The organism is Dyadobacter endophyticus, from assembly GCF_014641595.1.
Taxonomy (GTDB): Bacteria; Bacteroidota; Bacteroidia; order Cytophagales; family Spirosomataceae; genus Dyadobacter; species Dyadobacter endophyticus.
In genome coordinates this window covers 30,102-48,492 of sequence record NZ_BMIA01000010.1, presented here as the reverse complement: position 1 = coordinate 48,492, position 18,391 = coordinate 30,102, and the positions used below count along the sequence as shown (strand labels likewise).

The window sequence follows — 18,391 nt, the reverse complement described above, 5'->3', positions numbered from 1 at the left end:
GAGCCCGCCTGATCGAAGTTTAAGAGCAATTAAAGCAATAATTGTAATTATCCAAGAAATCAAAAATATAGTAGGAACGTACTGTTAATAGAATTATTTTTAGTACATAGTTCTTTGATAGCTCAAATACACTGAGCGAACTGGATTTTATCAATCCAACCTGTGTATAACCAACTCAACGTTAAATATGAAAAACGAATCATCTAGCCTCGCAAAATCGCCGGGACTTTCTCCCGCATGTTTCCCCTTCCAAGGACAGAAATGTCATGCCCGCCCATCGCAGCGGGAAACCGGGAGTCGTCATCAAAAACTTTCTGCTTAACCGCCCTCGAAATTATGAAAATAGCAGTAGTGGGTACAGGCTATGTCGGCCTGGTAACAGGTACTTGTTTCGCAGAAACGGGTAACCAAGTGATATGTGTTGATATCGACGCAGCGAAAGTCGCACGACTTAAACAGGGGGAACTCCCAATCTACGAGCCAGGTCTTGATGTTCTGTTTCATCGGAATATCGAAGAAGACCGGTTAAAATTCACAACCAGCCTGGTGGAAGGTATAAAGGACGCCGAAGTTATTTTTTTGGCCCTGCCTACCCCTCCCGGTGAAAACGGCTCGGCCGATCTCAAATATATTCTGGGCGTTGCAAAAGATCTGGGACCGCTTCTTGAAAATTACGCTGTAATCGTAGATAAAAGCACAGTTCCGGTTGGGACAGCAGAAAAAGTACGTGCCGCAATCGCAGCCAATGCGAAAGTGGATTTTGACGTCGTCTCTAACCCCGAATTCCTTAGGGAAGGTGTCGCTGTGGAAGACTTCATGAAACCTGATCGCGTTGTCATCGGTACCAGTTCCGAAACTGCGAAAAAAGTGATGGAGAAGCTGTATGCACCGCTTGTACGTCAGGGTAATCCGGTGATTTTCATGGACGAAAGGTCCGCGGAAATGACCAAATATGCCGCCAATTCGTTCCTGGCCTTGAAAATCACTTTCATGAACGAAATAGCCAACCTGTGTGAAAAAGTTGGCGCTGATGTCGATGATATCCGGCGTGGGATCGGAACAGACAGCAGAATCGGGAAACGTTTCCTGTTTGCAGGAATAGGCTACGGAGGAAGTTGCTTTCCAAAAGACGTTCAGGCACTGGCCAAAACTTCGCAGGAATATGATTATGATTTTCGTATGCTGAACTCGGTGATGGCAGTTAATGACGATCAGAAAAAAAAATTGCTCCCGATCGTCAGGAAACACTTTGACGGAAATCTGAAAGGTAAGAAAATCGCGGTTTGGGGACTTGCTTTCAAACCACATACCGACGATATCCGGGAAGCCCCTGCCCTCGAAAACATTGTAGCATTGCTGGAAGAAGGGGCTACCGTGCTCGCATACGACCCGGAGGCAATGGAGAACACGAAGAGACTGATATCAAACGTAACTTATACGCACTCAGCATATGACGCCCTGGATAAGGCTGATGCGTTAATGATCTTCACCGAGTGGCCTCAGTTCAGAACACCCGACTTTGCTAAGATGGCCGAGTTGATGAATGACAAGGTTATTTTTGATGGAAGAAACCTATACGAGCTTAAGCAGATCCGCGAACACGGATTCCTCTATTACAGCATCGGCCGCGAGACTCAAAATCTGCGGGAATTAATAAATATTTATTAATCAAGAATCAGACATAGGTTAACGATCCTGTAAAATGTCAAACCTCATACACGTCATTCTGTCGGGAGGAGTTGGAAGCCGCTTGTGGCCCGTTTCCCGCAAATCAATGCCAAAACAGTACATTCCGATGTTCGGAAATAAGTCGTTATTCCAATTGACTTTAGAACGAAACAAGGATCTGATTGGCGAAACCCTTATCGTAGGCAATAAGGACAACTACTTGTTGTCGCGCGCCGATCTTTCCAGGGCCGGCATCGCCAAATATAACGAGATCATTGAAGCGGCTCCCCGTAACACAGCAGCAGCCATTGCGTTTGCCGCACTGGCCGTCAAGTCGGAAGATCTGCTGCTGATAACGCCTTCAGATCACATTATCACTAATGCGGAGGCATATTCCAAAGCTATTAAATCTGCGGCCTCATTGGCCAGCGAAGGGAATCTGGTTACATTTGGCATAACGCCGACTAAACCTGAAACCGGCTATGGGTACATCGAGTTTTCTGAAAATGAGGTGCTCTCGTTCCGGGAAAAACCGGATGTCGAGACCGCCTGGGCATTTTTGGAGTCTCAGAATTTTCTATGGAACAGCGGCATGTTTTGCTTTCAGGCGGGAACCTACCTGGAAGAACTCGCTAAATTTGAACCTGAAATCCATCAGACATCAGTCGAAGCATTCTCAAAAATGGCTGCTGGCTTTGTGCCCGAGCATGAAACCATGCTGATCCCTTCTAAAAGTATAGATTATGCCGTGATGGAGAGGTCTGAAAAGATCAAGGTAATCAAAGCGGATTTTGGATGGTCGGACCTTGGCTCGTTTGAGTCTGTCTGGGAACATTGGGAGGTTCAAGGAGAAAATCATCGGTTCATTGACAACAATTGTGTAGTGGGATCGACGAAACACGTTGAGTTTCTCGGTGTCAATAACCTTGTTCTCGTTGAGACGGCCGATGCTATTCTGATCCTGGACAAGAACAGTTCGCAGGATGTTAAGAAAATTTACGAAAGGCTTGAAAGGGAAAGGCCAGAGTTGGTAATGTAACACCTATTAAAATCCATAAGGTAATCTCTAAAGATGGAAAAGGAAGCAAAAATATATATTGCCGGACATCGCGGAATGGTTGGTTCAGCGATTCACAGAGCGCTAATCAACCGCGGATTTACAAACATTATCACACGTTCGTCATCAGAACTGGATCTAAGAAATCAACAAGCCGTCGCTGATTTCTTCGCGGAAGAGCAGCCGGACTACGTTTTCCTTGCCGCTGCTAAGGTAGGAGGCATCGTTGCAAACAATACCTACCGGGCGGACTTCATTTACGAAAACCTGATGATTGAAGCCAATGTGATACATCAGGCACATGTCAACGACGTAAAAAAGCTGATGTTCCTGGGATCATCCTGCATTTACCCCAAGTTAGCTCCCCAACCACTGAAAGAGGAATACCTGCTAACCGGACTGCTTGAAGAGACGAATGAACCCTACGCAATCGCCAAAATAGCGGGAATCAAACTATGCGAGTCGTATCGTGACCAGTACGGTCGCAACTTTATCAGCGCAATGCCAACGAACTTGTATGGATATGGCGACAATTACGATTTGAAAGGGTCTCACGTGCTGCCGGCCCTGATCAGGAAATTCCACGAAGCAAAAGAACAGAATAAGCCCTATGTAGAGGCCTGGGGAACCGGATCTCCAAAACGTGAATTCCTGTTCGCCGATGACCTCGCCGATGCATGTGTTTACCTTATGCTGAATTACGATGGACGTGAATTGGTTAACATTGGCACCGGGGAAGACCTGTCGATTAAGGATCTGACTGAACTGGTTGCACAAACTGTCGACTTCCAGGGTGAAATCCGGTGGGACACGACAAAACCCGACGGGACACCACGAAAATTAATGGATGTCTCAAAACTTCGCGCAGAAGGTTGGAAGCATACTGTGGAGCTACCGGAAGGTGTGGCACTTGCTTATCAGGACTTCCTTGCAAATCAAGAACTTTACGCTGTATAATCTCAAAACGCCGGATTTGCCGGAAAAATAAATATCCTACTCAACATGTCAAAAGTTGCATTAATCACAGGGGTTACAGGCCAAGACGGAGCGTACCTCGCCGAATTACTCCTCGAGAAGGGTTACACTGTTCACGGTGTAAAACGCCGGAGCTCTTTGTTTAACACTGATCGTATCGATCATTTGTACGAAGACCCTCACGTGGCAAATCCAAAGTTCATCCTACATTATGGTGACCTTACGGATTCAATGAACCTTACCCGTATCATTCAGGAGGTTCAACCGGACGAAATATATAACCTGGCTGCCATGAGCCACGTTCAGGTGAGCTTTGAAATGCCTGAATATACTGCCAACGCAGACGGCATTGGTACATTACGTATCCTCGAAGCCGTAAGACTTCTTGGTTTGACTAAGAAAACGAAAATTTACCAGGCATCGACTTCTGAGCTATATGGCCTCGTTCAGGCTGTCCCACAGTCGGAAACTACTCCATTCTACCCTCGTTCTCCTTACGCGGTTGCCAAACTTTATGCATATTGGATTACTGTAAACTACCGTGAAGCTTACGGCATGTTTGCCTCGAACGGTATCCTGTTCAACCATGAATCGCCTTTGCGCGGAGAAACGTTTGTTACCCGGAAAATCACCAGGGCAGCTGCCAAAATCGTGTTAGGTCTGCAAGATTGCCTGTACATGGGTAACATCGACGCTCAACGTGACTGGGGACATGCAAAAGACTATGTAGAAGCCATGTACCTGATTCTGCAGCAGGAGACATCGGAAGATTTCGTAATTGCCACGGGCGTAACAACCAGGGTTCGCGAATTTATCCGCCTGACATTTGCATTCCTGGGTATTGAAGTTACTTTCTCGGGAACAGAGGAAAACGAAGTGGGTGTGATTGCTTCAATTGACACTTACCGCCTCGCGGAACTTGGTGTCAAAGATACCAGCCACCTCAAAACAGGCGCGGTGATCCTGAAAATCGATCCAAGATACTATCGTCCGACAGAAGTTGAGTTGCTCATCGGAGATCCGACTAAATCTCAGGAAAAACTGGGATGGAAGCCAAAATACACTTTGCAGACTTTGATCGAGGACATGGCAGGTGCAGACTTGAAGCTATTCCAAAAAGATCAGCTTTTGCTGAAAGAGGGATTCGGCGTCTTGAACTATTTCGAATAAGCGCTTAAAGACTGTTTCGGAGGCGAACATACAGGTTCGCCTCCGGCAACTTTAGTGCCATAATTTGCCGGGCGAGCATCTTTCTTTGGAGGCACTCGCTCATTACACGTTGTTAAGGTGTATCACTATACTCATCACTGCCACGCTATCGGCCACCTTTGCCAGTCTTTTCGTTGCTGTTTTAAGCATCATGCAAAATAGCAGGTTCTCAGGCGGGCCAATTACCAGATTGTTACCTCAGATTCTCAAATTTTTGGCAAGGTAAGCATCAACGGAGAATGTTAGAAACACTTAAAGCTAAGATCACAACATTAACGCGCAGGGACGATCCAAGGTCCCAGGCGGCGATTTATAACATTCTGATGTCGCTTGGGGTTAAAGGCGGGGGTATTGTCGTAAACCTCCTCCTTGTCTCGAGTACAATAAGTTATATTAATACAATTCAGTACGGAATCTGGCTCACAATCAGCTCTATCGTAGGCTGGATGACTTTTTTTGATATCGGTTTAGGGAACGGGCTGAGAAACAAGCTGGCCATCGCCATGGCAGAAGAAAACCGGGAAGATGCACGCATACTTGTCAGCACCACCTATGCTTCGCTGGCAGCCATCGGCCTGATGCTCTTTCTCTTCTTTTTCACGGTTAATCCTTTGATAGACTGGGAGAAGTTCCTGAACATCCCCAAAAATGCCGTCGGGGATATTACCTACATAATGATGATAGTTTCGACGTCGTTTTGTGTTCAGTTTATTGTGCAGGTTCTCAACACCGTGTTGACTGCGATTCATAAACCCGCCATTGCGGCGCTCATTGCATTCATCGGACAGCTTGGCATTTTAGTTGCAATCAGCATTCTGAAACATTTTGTGGAAGGTGACTTGCAAACCCTCGTTTGGGCATTGACTTTTATTCCGATTCTTGTATTGATTATTTCCAGTATTTACCTGTACAGCTCTTCATTAAGGTTTTTAACCCCTTCCATCAAGAAGATAAGGATAAAGTACGTGAAGAGTATCATGAACACGGGCGGCACCTTTTTCATTATACAGATAGGCGCTATGCTGTTATTTCAAACGAATAATATTATTATCACCAAAATACTGGGCCCAACATCGGTAACCGAGTTTAATGTCATGTTTAAGCTGTTCTCGGTAATCACAATGGTTTTTACGATCGTCATTACCCCTTACTGGAGCGCATTTACGGATGCTTATGTGAAAAATGACTTTTCCTGGATGAAAAATACGCTCAGGCTGATTCGCACAACCTGGCTGGGGCTTTCCATAGGGAGTATCGTTTTACTTATGGTATCAAAGACGGCTCTTCATATCTGGATAGGTGATAAAGCTCCGTTTAGCTGGCCCCTCGCCTGTTCGATGGCCATATACACGGTCGTTTTTATGTGGCAGACGATGCATGTTTATATTCTGAATGGTTTAAATAAGGTTCGCCTTCAACTGATATTGGTTATCGTCGGCGCACTTACAAATATCCCTTTCGGAATTTACCTGGGAAAAATTTACGGCTTGCCGGGCATTATTTGCTCAAACACGATAGTCTTCCTGGTTATCGGGCTAACATGCTCATTTCAGGTAGAGAAAATACTTAACGGAACTGCAAATGGCCTCTGGTCTAAATAATATAGCTGATGGGCATTAGAAGCTTCATTGCCGCGATTAAAACGAAACTTAAGTTTCCGCAATCGCAAATAGCTTACTCTTCCTTGGTGTCTTCGGACACCGACCTCCTGGGTGCGGGTATCAAAGTACTCCCCAATAGTGTGCTCGTAGGATGTAAAGTAAACAGGCATACATATGTGGGAAAAAATTCCTATTTCAGCAATGCTACGATCGGAAGTTTTACCAGTATCGGCCCAGACGTGATCTGCGGGATGGGCGGGCATCCCCTCTCATTTGTTTCTACTTATCCTGGTTTTTATAAAAAAGCGATTGCAGGCTCCACATTTTTCGGGACCGAATTTAGTTTTGAAGAAAAGAAAGAATCCACGATCGGAAACGACGTCTGGATCGGCGCGCGTGCGATTATCATCGGCGGAGTAAACATCGGGGACGGCGCGGTCGTCGCTTCGGGGGCGGTGGTAACGAAGGATGTGCCTGACTACGCGATTGTGGCGGGCGTACCCGCGAAAATCGTAAAATACCGCTTTGATCCTGAGGAGATTGCTGGTCTGCAAAGGCTAAAATGGTGGTCTTATGACGATGCGCAATTAAGAGACCTTGCCCCGTACATGGACGATCCAAAACGATTACTAAATCATTTAAAAAAGTAAGTCTGCCCCGATGATCCCTATTAAAACCACTTATTACAGGATATTCAATTTCCTTAAGTTTAAGTACCACAAAGCAGATGTACAGTGGAACATGCGCATTCGTGGGCAGGTTGACATCAAAAAGGGAGTCAATTCTACTCTGCAGATAGGTGACGGTTTTTGGTTGATGAGCGGAGCGATGTATAATTCCATCGGAAGGAACATACAAAGTTCACTTCGGGTTGATTCGGGGGCATCACTCGTCATTGGACACAATTGCGGTTTCAGTTGCGTATCCATCTGGGCAAAAAAGGGAATAACAATTGGTGATAATGTAAAGATCGGTGCCGATACCATCATTCTCGACTCGGACATGCATTCGCTCGACTATGAATTGAGACGCTCGCCGAAAACGGACGGGCCTAATGCAAAAGCGTCGGAAATTGTCATCGGAGACGACGTATTTATCGGAACACGCTGCATTATCAACAAGGGAGTACGAATTGGCAATAAATCGATAATAGCTTCCGGCAGCGTCGTTACCAAAGATGTGCCCGAAAATGAAATATGGGGTGGAAATCCGGCAAAGTTCCTGAAAACGATAAGCAACCTGGGATGACTGATAAGATTCAAACGATAATTTATGAAAGTGACCACACCGGCCACCGGCTTGACTATGTGAGTCACCTCATTCGGTTTGTCAGAAATGAGCCGTCGTCTTCACGGAATACTTATCTTTTTTTACTGCATTCGGAGTTAATTAGGAAGCTGTCGGACAGCGGCCAGTATTTGCAGGATTTGAATATCGAGGCGATCGGTAACCTTTATCAGGGGAACAGATGGCAAAATTTCCTTCTTTTAAAGGACCTTCGCGAGCGTTTGCGCACACATAGCAGTTGCACTTCGGTTGCACTCTTAAACTTCGACCGGTTTCAATATTCCCTGCCGATTTATCCGTTGAATGCGGATGTACGAACCATTTGGTTCAGGCCGGTGATGCATTTGCCATCCGTTACTTTCAAAGATAAATTAAAGGCCGTTGGCAAGACCCTATTGCTGAACGTCATTGCCAGCAGGTTAAATAAATCTTCAAAAATATTTATCCTGAACGATTCGACCGGTGCCAAATCGTTGAATCAGAAATATCTCCTTTCGCCGAACAAAGTATTTAACTTTCTACCTGATCCTGTCGACACGGATTTCTTTTTACATGCTAATCCAATTGATGTAAGAAAGGACCTGAAACTGGATACCGGCAAGCCTATATTTCTTATGATCGGTTCGATTGACGAAAAGAAGAACGTCCCTACTTCTCTCGAAGCGCTTGCTCAGTCCGCGGAACTCACAGCCGGCGCCCACGTATTGATTGTCGGGAAAGTAAATCAAGCTTATCGCGAGTATCTCTATAACTTTATTGCTGCATTTAAAGAAAGAAACCCGCATATAGAAATCACTACGGACGACCGGTATATTTCCCAGGAAGAGTTTCACAGATACGTACTGGCATCAACCGCGATATTAATGATTTACCGCGATTTCTATTCCAGCAGCGGAATTTTTGGCTTTGCCTGCATGTATAAAAAGCCGGTAATCACTTCCAATATCGGCCTGGTTGGGCAATTGGTGAAAGACTTTAAAATCGGGCATGCGGCCGATCCGCTGGCAGCCGCAAACATTACGGAAAAAATAGACTTACTGTGCCGTAACCAATTCACGGTGAACGGGGACTTCGATGGCTATATCCGGATTAACAAGCCGGAGAAATTCAGTGCACTTCTACTTAATAGGAGTTTAACGGCGCAAACCGCCTCTAACAACAATGAATAAGACTAGTTTCATAGCAAGAATCTTCATCTTTTTGTCGACACTGGCGTTTTTCGCGCTTCGTCCGATGTTTCTTGGATATAAATTTACCGGTTACGCCCTGGTATTGCTTGCATTTTGCGCGCTGATGACCTTCGTATCGACGTCGAGACTTAAAGACAAATACGATAAACTGAACGCCGGAAAAACAGCCAAACTTGTACTGCTGACATACGTGCCGGTTTTCATACTGGAAATGTTGTCGCTGCAAGCGGAAGTAGCCCTGGGGAACATGGTGATTTTGGGCTGTACCGTTATTTGCTGTTTGATCCTGTTCTCTCTAAAAAATGCTTCTTCCCTTTTCCTGGGCAATTTGAAGTATTTATTTCTACTCATAATCGCCTCTACCATAATCACTTCCATATTTTACTTTTCTTCCGATCAGCTCAAAATGGAAACCTGGAAATACCTGGAAGTTGAAGTAAGGAGCCGGAAGGATGTTGGTAATGTAGTGAACGTATATTTTCCTTTTACTCCCCTTTACACCTTCTTCACCCTGGAATCTTTTAAGCTGCCGAGGTTTAACCTGTTCTTTATGGAAGCAGGGATGGTTCCGGGATTCTTCGCTTCGATGAGTTTTCTGTTCTTTCAAAGGAAGACCTTCTCGAATATAACCTGCATCATATTATTCACGGCGGGGTCACTGCTTACGTTCTCAACTTCATTTGTCCCGTCTTTTGCATTACCGTTTTTTGTTTACCTGCTGCTCAACGGCAGATTAAGCCTGACAAAAATCATCGTCAGCATATCTATTATGGCGGCAGGATATTATGCCTTTTTGAAGATCCCGTTCTTCGGGTTCGAGGATAAGATGTTGACGCACGGAACATCGTTTGAGGATCGGATGACTTGGTACTCACTCTCATTTGAGAACTTGCTGAGGTATGTCAGGATAATCTCGGGTGCGGTATTGATTTACAGATTGGGGCTGCTGAAAGAAAACAGGATCCTGTTTTACTCATTTATGTCCTCGATTTTCTTTATCGGCGTCGTCAACTTCGTATTGTATTCACCCTTGTTTGTCCTGTTCTGTTTTCTGGACCTAAAAATTGAAAAGAAGAAAAACAAGAAGTTGAAAACATTGAGGGATGATGATTATTCCAGGCAAGCTGGGCTAAGACAGTGGCAGCCCGCATAATACCATTGCAGTTATTCAACGTATCCTAAGAATCCAACAATGAAAAAAGCGCTGATAGTCTATCACTACTTGGCCTTATATCGCCTGCCAATATTTCGAGAGTTGATGCAGTCCAGCAATGTCGAATACACCCTTATATCGGGCAACACGGCAGAAAAAGAAATCAAACTAATCAGTGAAAGTTACAGGAATCAACCGTTGAACGAAGGTGGGCTTCGTTGGAAACTCCTAAAAAATATATGGCTGTTAAACAAGAAGTTCTTATGGCAGAGCGGCCTGGTCAGCGAAATACTTAAAGGTGACTACGACTCCTTCATATTTTTGGGATCGCCCTACTTTCTCAGCACCTGGGTTGGAGTAATACTCGCAAAAATAAAGGGGAAGAAAGTTTACTACTGGATGCATGGCGTTTACAAGGATAATCCGGGCCTGGTCGACTACATTAAATTATTCGGGTTCTATAAAATTGCGGACGGCTTCTTTTTGTATGGAAACAGATCTGCAAGTATCTTGAAAAAATATAAGGTAAGAGAAGATAAAGACATACACGTAATCTACAATTCATTAGCCTACGAGGAGAACCTTCTTTTGCGACAAAATTTGGAGCACTCCGATATACTCGATTTCAGGCATAAAGAGTTCAAGGATGCCAATACACCCATTGTTGTTTTTATTGGAAGGCTTAATGATGTAAAAAGGCTTGACTTGCTTATTCAGGCACAAGATATTTTAAAAAAGAAGCACGGTAAACCGTTCTTTAACAGCATCATAATCGGAGATGGCCAGGAGGCAAGCAATCTTAAACAGCTTGCTGAAACCCTCGGTCTGTCTGACAATATAGTCTTCAAGGGTGCAATCTATGATGAGGCCACTAATGCAGAGCTCCTGATGCATTCCGATTTATGTGTTACTCCCGGCGAAATAGGTTTAACGGCTGTGCATTCCCTGGCCTATGGCACGCCCACCTTCTCGCATGACAATTTAAATATTCAAATGCCCGAAGTAGAATCCATCAGACCAGGTTTCAACGGTGATTTGTTCAAACATAATGATGTCGCCAGTCTGGCAGAAAGTATAGAAAAATGGCTTATGCTACATCCTGTAAAAACAACAGCTATCATGTCCGATTGTTACCAGGTTATAGATCAATACTACAACCCGAAGTTTCAGGCAAAAATCTTTAATGAGGTCCTTAGCAAAATATAGTTATGATACACAAAATCATTGACCAACTGAAACAAAGTGATTCGCTGGCGATGCTTTACAGATCCTACAAGCGGTATCTTGTCAGATACGTCTATGGCCTCAAAAACGTCCACCCGACCTTTAATATAGGAGGCAAATCCCTCATAAGCAAGGATTTACAAGCCGACGCATTCTCTTTCGTGGGGCACGGCTGCAATATATATCCGGGTGTTAGCCTCGGGAGATACACGATGTTGGCCCATGAAGTCCAAATTTTGGGCGCCGACCATAATTACGATCTTCCCGGCACTCCAACTACGTTCTCGGGCCGGCCGGTCCTTAAAAAAACAAATGTCGGAAGGGATGTGTGGATCGGTTCGCGGGCTACCGTGTTTGCCGGGGTTACCATCGGGGACGGGTCGATCATCGCTGCCGGTTCGGTCGTTACGAAGGATGTGCCGCCCTATGTAATTGTTGGCGGTGTGCCCGCAAAACTGATAAAACGGCGGTTTTCATCGGAGCTGGAAGAACAGCTACATACGCAAATGTTGGACGGACCATTATTGAAAAACAGGAGAAACAAACCTGTTAAAGTCTAAATACATGCAAAAGCTAAGCTTATTTCAAATTCCTGAAAACTTCCGGGGTCGTCCGGGATGGTACGTCCAATTATGGTGGATTGTGGAAGCAATTCTGTTTCGCCCAACCCCTCAGTTTATGTACGGTTGGCGCAGGTTTTTGCTTCGCTCCTTTGGTGCAAAGATCGGTAAAGGAGTGATCCTGCGCCCTTCCATGCATACCCAGTTTCCTTGGAAAGTAACGATTGGCGATCACAGCTGGATCGGAGACGATGTGGTATTGTACAGCCTGGGGCCGATTCAAATCGGGAATAATGTAGTGATTTCGCAGAAGAGCTATCTATGCACAGGTTCTCACGATTATGCAAAGAATGATTTTCCGATATTCTATGAGCCCATTATCGTCGAAAACGAATGCTGGTTGGCCACCGACGTATTTGTTGGCCCAGGCGTAACGATAGGCGCAGGTACCGTTGTTGGTGCGCGCTCCTCGGTCTTTAAGTCATTGCCTGCCAATAAAGTGTGCATGGGCTCACCAGTCAGGATACTGAAGGACAGAATTTAGGTTTTCGGCAGATCTTTCCAGGTAAAGAAGATTTGCCCGTTGCGAGAAGCCAGAACACAAATATTTGCCTGACTATTATGGGGCGTTCCTGACGACTCCTTTATCAACGTTATTTAATTTGACTTATGCGCATTCTGATTTATGGCATTAACTACGCGCCAGAATTAACCGGTATAGGAAAATATACCGGGGAGATGGCTGCGTGGCTGGCAAGGCAAAATCACGAAGTCGAGGTGATTACTGCCCTACCCTACTATCCGGAGTGGCAAATCCACGAAAAATACAAAGGGAAGTGGTGGATGACCGAAGTTGTTGAAGGTGTAAAAATACATCGCTGCCCCCTGTATGTTCCCGCGAAAGTGAATTCTATCAAAAGGATCGTACATGAATTCTCCTTCCTGGGTTCGATTTTTCCACTATTCCTCCGGAGCCTGTTTTCAAAGAAATTTGACTTGATAATATCGGTATCCCCACCATTTCACCTTGGGATACTGCCCATGTTGTACGCCAAATTAAGAGGTACAAAATTCATTTCCCATATCCAGGATCTTCAAGTTGATGCGGCGCGCGACCTGAAAATGATCAAGAACAAGTTTGCCCTGGACATGATGTTCAAACTGGAGAAGAACCTCTTTGAAAACAGTTCTGCGGTCTCGACCATCAGTACCGGTATGAAATCGAAAATAGTGGCTAAAGGTATTCCATCCTCCAAAATCATACTCTTTCCAAACTGGGTTGATCAGGACATGGTTCGTCCGTTGCCGCGTGAGCAATCCCTTATTGCCGAATTCGGATTGAGCGAAGATTCGAAAGTGATCCTTTACTCCGGGAACCTGGGCGAGAAGCAGGGTCTTGAGGTGATCATCGAGGTGGCCAAGGCATTGCAATCCCGTAAGGACGTAGTATTCGTGATTGTTGGATCCGGCGGCGGAAAGGCAAACCTGATGAAACTTGCGAACGATGCAAATCTGAACAACATACGGTTTTTCCCTTTGCAGCCCTACAACAAACTTTCGGCATTGCTTGCCACGGCTGACGTCCATCTTGTACTGCAGAAAAAGTCGGCGTCCGACCTGGTGATGCCCAGCAAGCTCACCGCTATCCTCGCCTCCGGCGGATGTCCAATTGTGTCGGCTGTACCCGGTACTACACTCTACGACGTCATTTCTGATCATGACCTGGGCATACTAATAGAGCCCGAATCCCCAGATGCATTGCTCCAAGGCATTCAAAGGGCCCTTGCATCAGACCTGAGCCATTACCGGAACAACGCCAGAAAATACTCCGAACTTTACCTGAGCAAGGAAAACATACTCAGGCAATGGGAGGCTACCCTATTCGATATCGTTCAAACGAAAAAAGAATTTGTCAGTAATCTAACCCACTAAAAATGAAGACACAGATTTTTGCCGTAGTTTTCCTGGTTTTGAGAATTGGTAGTGCGGTAGGACAAACATTACAAGACTCTGTCGATCAGAAGCCTTTCAAAGCTAATGTCGGACTGGCAGCCATTGGGACGAGCAATGGTCAGGTTCCCTTTTGGATGCGGGCTAACCGCTATGGCAGCATTCCGCTCGACGGCGCTTCCGCAGCCATTATAGTCGATCTCCGGAAGGACTACGACCATTCCAGAAAAAAACTGGTCGACTGGGGAGCAGGCTTCGACGGAAGGCTTAACCTTGGCCGAACTGCCCAGTTCATTCCGATTGAGGCATATGTAAAGGGAAGGCTGGGTATTTTTCAATTGAAGGCGGGGCGTTCGCGCGATATCTCGGGATTGGTAGATTCCACCTTGTCGGTCGGTTCCTTCGCGGTCTCCGGAAACGCATTGGGTGTCCCTAAGATCGAGCTTAGCGTGCCGGAATTCTGGTCGATCCCTTTCACCGGTAATATATTTGCCCTCAAAGGCTTCTTCTCTTTCGGCTCCATGGGAAAGGTTCCGATTCAATACGGTGCAAATAACGGTGCCGACGTCAAGAGCTTTCTTCATAGCAAATCAATCCATTTCCGGTTTGGAAAACCAAACTGGACGGTAAAACTCTATACAGGAATTAACCACCAGGTCATCTGGGGAAGTGACAAGTATATCTTCGGAGATCAATACAACCTCTCCGGCTTTGGTACACTCTGGCATGTTATATCAGGCAAGAAGTACGTTCAGCATGGTTTACAACAAGACATATCCAAGGTTGGCAACCACCTGGGCGCGGTCGATCTTGGGCTTCAACTAGATTTCCCGGATATCAGCATCTTAGCCTACCGACAGCAATTTTACGAGAAAGGAGCGCTATACTATCTCGCGAATATCAAAGACGGTCTGGCAGGAGTTTCGATCAAAAACATGAAGCGTTCCGACCGCACATTCCAATGGGATAAATTTCTTTTGGAATGGTTTTACAGTAAGCATCAGGCAGGCGAAGCTGATACAAAGAAGACACCTTCCGGCGCTGAATACTACTACAATCACGCCATTTATAAGGATGGTTATTCCTACCGGGGCTTAGGGCTCGGCACTCCGCTCATTACTGCTGCATCCGTGATGCGCTCGAACCTACCCAATGATCCCAGCAATTTTTTCAGTAACACTCGTGTCATTGCCTTTAATCTCGGAGCGCAGGGATCGGTGTCTAGCTTTAATTTCCTTTTAAAGCTTACTTATTCCAAAAATTACGGGGAATATCGTACCAGTGACATACCCTATTGGTTTAACGGCAGAAGATACCAAAGGGTCCCGAAATTTGGCATCTTTCCCGAGGTCAACCAATTCTCCGGATACCTGGAAATTAACAAGGCGTTGAAACGCGGTTTCCGTGTCAACCTCGGTTTGGCGCTGGATCATGGGGATCTCCTCTATAATTCAATGGGTGCGGAATTTAAGGTTATAAAGAGCTGGTAAACAGCCTTGTGAAGTGCCAATCGGCAGAAGATAAGTCTAAACAAGTGCTATGGAAAAATCCAGGACTCTGCTGTTCATATTAGTAACCTTGCCAAATTTACTTGTCGCGCAAAACCTGTACGACAAGTCCTTTGTGAATCAGTTGGCGATCAATCCTGCCTACGCGAGCGTAGCAAACCGCGATGTAAATGACTGGACTGCCAATATCGTGTCATTTCAAACGGATATCGGATCAAATACCGGCGCGATGTCTTTTTGGGACCTGGCGCGTCTGAATGGCCCCTACATCAGAGATCGCATACTGACAACCTCGCGGATTTCAACCGGGCAGGGCAATGTAACATTATTTGGCCCCGGCATCTCGGCACGGGTTAGTCCGCGGTTTTCTGTGTCGGCAACCACAGCCATACGGCTTTTTTCAAATTATCGGGGCTTAGACGGCCGTCTCATAAGTGAAATCGGCGAATATGTTAAAGTCCAGCAAGAATATCCTTACAATATGGCAAATCGTGAAATGCGTATGGATTTAGCGGCATTTTCAGAGTTTGCACCAGGCCTCTCATACGATTTGATCCAACAACAAGATTATACTGTTTCCCTCGGGGGGGCTCTCAAACTTTTAATGAGCAACTCGCATACATCTATCGCGCTGTCAGGTTTTAATGGTACCGTAAATCGTTACAACTCCTATCTTACGGCCTTGAACGACGCTACTGGGGCGGTTACAACGCAAACTTCGGGACGTCTTTTTGATGACTTCGGAGCAGGCGCTTTGCTTAGCGCGCAAAAACTCTCACTGGGCGGTAATCTTGGTTTTGTGTTCAAACACTTGGGAAAAGACATTGAATCCCATGATTTTATTTTCGCAGTCTCGCTGATCGATATCGGGTCGGTTAGATATAAATCAGATTCCGCTTATACGAAGTCATACGACATCAACATCGGCGAAGGTGAAGGCCTGTTTTTTAACAATAACTTCAAGAATTCCAATTTCAGCAAGACAACGCTTGTATTTGACAAATACCCCGGGCTTTTCCAGAAGACATCATCTGGTAAACAGACCTACAAGGTAAAACTACCCACTTCGCTAGTGGTTCAATTATATGCCAGGTATAACAAACAACTCGGTGTAAGGTTAAATGGCAGAATAGGTCTGAGCAAACAAAACCAGGATGATCTTTACAGTCCATCCGGATTAATGCTGGAACCGGTTTACGATCGAAAAAAAATCCAGATATCCCTCCCGATTTCCTACTACCGCTATATGGGCTTCGGAATGGGTGTAGCGTTTAAAACCGGTAACCTCACTTTCGGCAGCCAGACTTTGCTTTCCAGCATGATAACAAAATCAGGTCACCTTGACTTGTCACTGGCGATAGAATTGAAAAAACGTTAGAGCTGACCGGACCAACCTCCGAAATTTCAATTTACTCAACGTAAAGTGCCAAACTATAAGAAATTGAATTATTTTGCCCCAAATTCGCCAATTGCGTTGCAATATTCAAGGATTTCCCGTACACTTGTAATTGTGATTCACTGGAGAGAAATCTGCGATATCGCTCAAATACTCAACTCAACGTTAACATTTTATGAAAAACCACTATCCAGGACTCCTGCCCAAGGTACATTTGTGGTTGGACGTCGCTCTTCTCAACCTCTCCTTCGTTGTTGCCTACCTATTGCGCTTCGACAACGTGGTCGGTATCCTCGAGAATGAGTACATTAATCTGCTCTTGGTAGCCAACCTTGTTTGGATTTTTACGATCCATGTCTTCAAGACCTACCTGTTCACGCGGCTTTCCTATCACTTCAATACTCAGCTTACCGCGTTTCTGAAAGCGGTAACCGTACACTGCGCGGTCATGACTGCTTTTTTGTACCTGAGCAAACAAGGTGAAGAGTATTCGCGGTACCAGTTCCTGATGACCTACGGTTTTTTCATCGTCACATCCACCCTAAGCAGGGCGGCTGCGGTAATTTCCTTGAAAATGTACCGTCAGGCGGGTTATAACTATAATCGTTATGCAATCGTAGGCAGGGGCGAATTGGCCCAGCTGATCCGCGAATTCTATAATGATCGCAAGGAACTTGGCTACCGGTACTACGGAATGTTGCAGGCCGGTGAAAATTCCAATGGCATCGACGAGATAGAAACGTTGGTTAAAGGTAAGCAACTCGACTACTTGTATTGCTGCTTGTCAGAAATGACTGACGAGCAAGTACGGGAAGTAATTAAGATGGGTGAACGGCAACGTACGCAGATTCGTCTGGTTCCGGATTTCCGCGGCTTTGTAACCAATATGGCCACAATCGAGTACCACGATATCTATCCGATTATTCAGGTAAATACAAAACCGTTTTCAAGCCTGAACGAACAGACCGTCAAACGCGCATTCGATTTGATATTCTCCATCGTTGTGATGATTCTGGGCGCTCCCGTATTCTTCCTGGTGTGGGCAGCGATCAAAATTACCTCACCTGGACCTGTGTTCTTCAAACAGCAGCGTTCAGGCCGCTGGGGCGAATTGTTCTACATCTACAAGTTCCGCAGCATGCGTGTGGATGCAGACAAAATGGGTTTGCAGCATTCCAAAGGAGATGACGATCCCCGCATTACGCCGATTGGCCGTATTCTCCGCAAATCACGCCTTGATGAGCTTCCGCAATTTATCAATGTGCTAAAAGGCGAAATGTCGGTAGTAGGGCCGCGCCCCTTGTACAAATACGACGTTGATATGCTGATGGAGGCCGCTCCGCATGATTTCCAGCGCCTGCTCACCGTTAAACCGGGCATTACCTCGATCGGCCAGATTAATGTGGGTTATGCCGATACCGTGGCGAAAAACGTGGAGCGTCTGAAATACGATCTTCAATACCTTAAATCATACAGCGTTTTTGATGACGTTCAGTTGATTTTCAGAACCGTGCAAGTAATGGTCCTTGGACGCGGTCAGTAGATTTCTTCTTACAGTATCCACAACCGAAAGAACTCAAAAGGCGCCAATGGCGCCTTTTGAGTTACATACC

Annotated in this window: 15 protein-coding genes and 2 pseudogenes; all 17 read left to right on the top strand. The window is 45.6% G+C overall.

Going from position 1 to position 18,391, the window contains the following annotated elements; all coding sequences use genetic code 11:
- The first annotated feature begins 336 nt into the window (after positions 1-336).
- A complete protein-coding gene (locus IEY24_RS32355; protein ID WP_188939443.1) occupies positions 337-1,668 on the top strand; it encodes a UDP-glucose dehydrogenase family protein in 1,332 nt (443 codons plus the stop codon).
- Between the two features lie 34 nt (positions 1,669-1,702).
- Positions 1,703-2,707, top strand: a complete 1,005-nt coding sequence (locus IEY24_RS32350; RefSeq protein ID WP_188939442.1) for a mannose-1-phosphate guanylyltransferase — start codon at positions 1,703-1,705, stop codon at positions 2,705-2,707.
- A gap of 33 nt (positions 2,708-2,740) precedes the next feature.
- Positions 2,741-3,682: a GDP-L-fucose synthase gene (gene fcl / locus IEY24_RS32345; protein ID WP_188939441.1), complete on the top strand. Its 942-nt coding sequence runs from the start codon at positions 2,741-2,743 to the stop codon at positions 3,680-3,682.
- Between the two features lie 45 nt (positions 3,683-3,727).
- Positions 3,728-4,870, top strand: a complete 1,143-nt coding sequence (gene gmd / locus IEY24_RS32340; RefSeq protein ID WP_188939440.1) for a GDP-mannose 4,6-dehydratase — start codon at positions 3,728-3,730, stop codon at positions 4,868-4,870.
- Positions 4,871-5,148: 278 nt separating this feature from the next.
- Positions 5,149-6,510: a lipopolysaccharide biosynthesis protein gene (locus IEY24_RS32335; RefSeq protein ID WP_188939439.1), complete on the top strand. Its 1,362-nt coding sequence runs from the start codon at positions 5,149-5,151 to the stop codon at positions 6,508-6,510.
- 8 nt (positions 6,511-6,518) lie between these two features.
- Positions 6,519-7,160 (top strand): CatB-related O-acetyltransferase, encoded by a 642-nt coding sequence (locus tag IEY24_RS33020; RefSeq protein ID WP_188939438.1) that lies wholly within the window; start codon positions 6,519-6,521, stop codon positions 7,158-7,160.
- Between the two features lie 10 nt (positions 7,161-7,170).
- Positions 7,171-7,485, top strand: a pseudogene (locus IEY24_RS33260) (hypothetical protein); the annotation flags it as partial.
- 102 nt (positions 7,486-7,587) lie between these two features.
- Positions 7,588-7,737, top strand: a pseudogene (locus IEY24_RS33255) (acyltransferase); the annotation flags it as partial.
- 17 nt (positions 7,738-7,754) lie between these two features.
- Entirely contained in the window at positions 7,755-8,966 is a 1,212-nt protein-coding gene (locus tag IEY24_RS32320) for a glycosyltransferase (RefSeq protein ID WP_188939436.1), read from the top strand.
- Positions 8,959-10,140, top strand: coding sequence for a hypothetical protein (locus tag IEY24_RS32315; protein ID WP_188939435.1), 1,182 nt, complete (start codon positions 8,959-8,961; stop codon positions 10,138-10,140). Before IEY24_RS32320 ends, IEY24_RS32315 begins: the two co-directional genes overlap by 8 nt.
- Before the next feature lie 39 nt (positions 10,141-10,179).
- Positions 10,180-11,346 (top strand): glycosyltransferase, encoded by a 1,167-nt coding sequence (locus tag IEY24_RS32310; protein WP_188939434.1) that lies wholly within the window; start codon positions 10,180-10,182, stop codon positions 11,344-11,346.
- A gap of 2 nt (positions 11,347-11,348) precedes the next feature.
- Positions 11,349-11,924, top strand: a complete 576-nt coding sequence (locus IEY24_RS32305; protein WP_229223382.1) for a CatB-related O-acetyltransferase — start codon at positions 11,349-11,351, stop codon at positions 11,922-11,924.
- Between the two features lie 4 nt (positions 11,925-11,928).
- Positions 11,929-12,468, top strand: a complete 540-nt coding sequence (locus IEY24_RS32300; RefSeq protein WP_188939433.1) for a putative colanic acid biosynthesis acetyltransferase — start codon at positions 11,929-11,931, stop codon at positions 12,466-12,468.
- Positions 12,469-12,593: 125 nt separating this feature from the next.
- A complete protein-coding gene (locus tag IEY24_RS32295) occupies positions 12,594-13,856 on the top strand; it encodes a WcaI family glycosyltransferase (protein WP_188939432.1) in 1,263 nt (420 codons plus the stop codon).
- A 2-nt stretch (positions 13,857-13,858) separates the two neighbouring features.
- Positions 13,859-15,364 (top strand): capsule assembly Wzi family protein, encoded by a 1,506-nt coding sequence (locus tag IEY24_RS32290; protein ID WP_188939431.1) that lies wholly within the window; start codon positions 13,859-13,861, stop codon positions 15,362-15,364.
- An 88-nt stretch (positions 15,365-15,452) separates the two neighbouring features.
- A complete protein-coding gene (locus IEY24_RS32285; RefSeq protein ID WP_229223381.1) occupies positions 15,453-16,760 on the top strand; it encodes a hypothetical protein in 1,308 nt (435 codons plus the stop codon).
- A 193-nt stretch (positions 16,761-16,953) separates the two neighbouring features.
- Entirely contained in the window at positions 16,954-18,321 is a 1,368-nt protein-coding gene (locus tag IEY24_RS32280) for a sugar transferase (RefSeq protein ID WP_188939429.1), read from the top strand.
- Positions 18,322-18,391 lie beyond the last annotated feature (70 nt).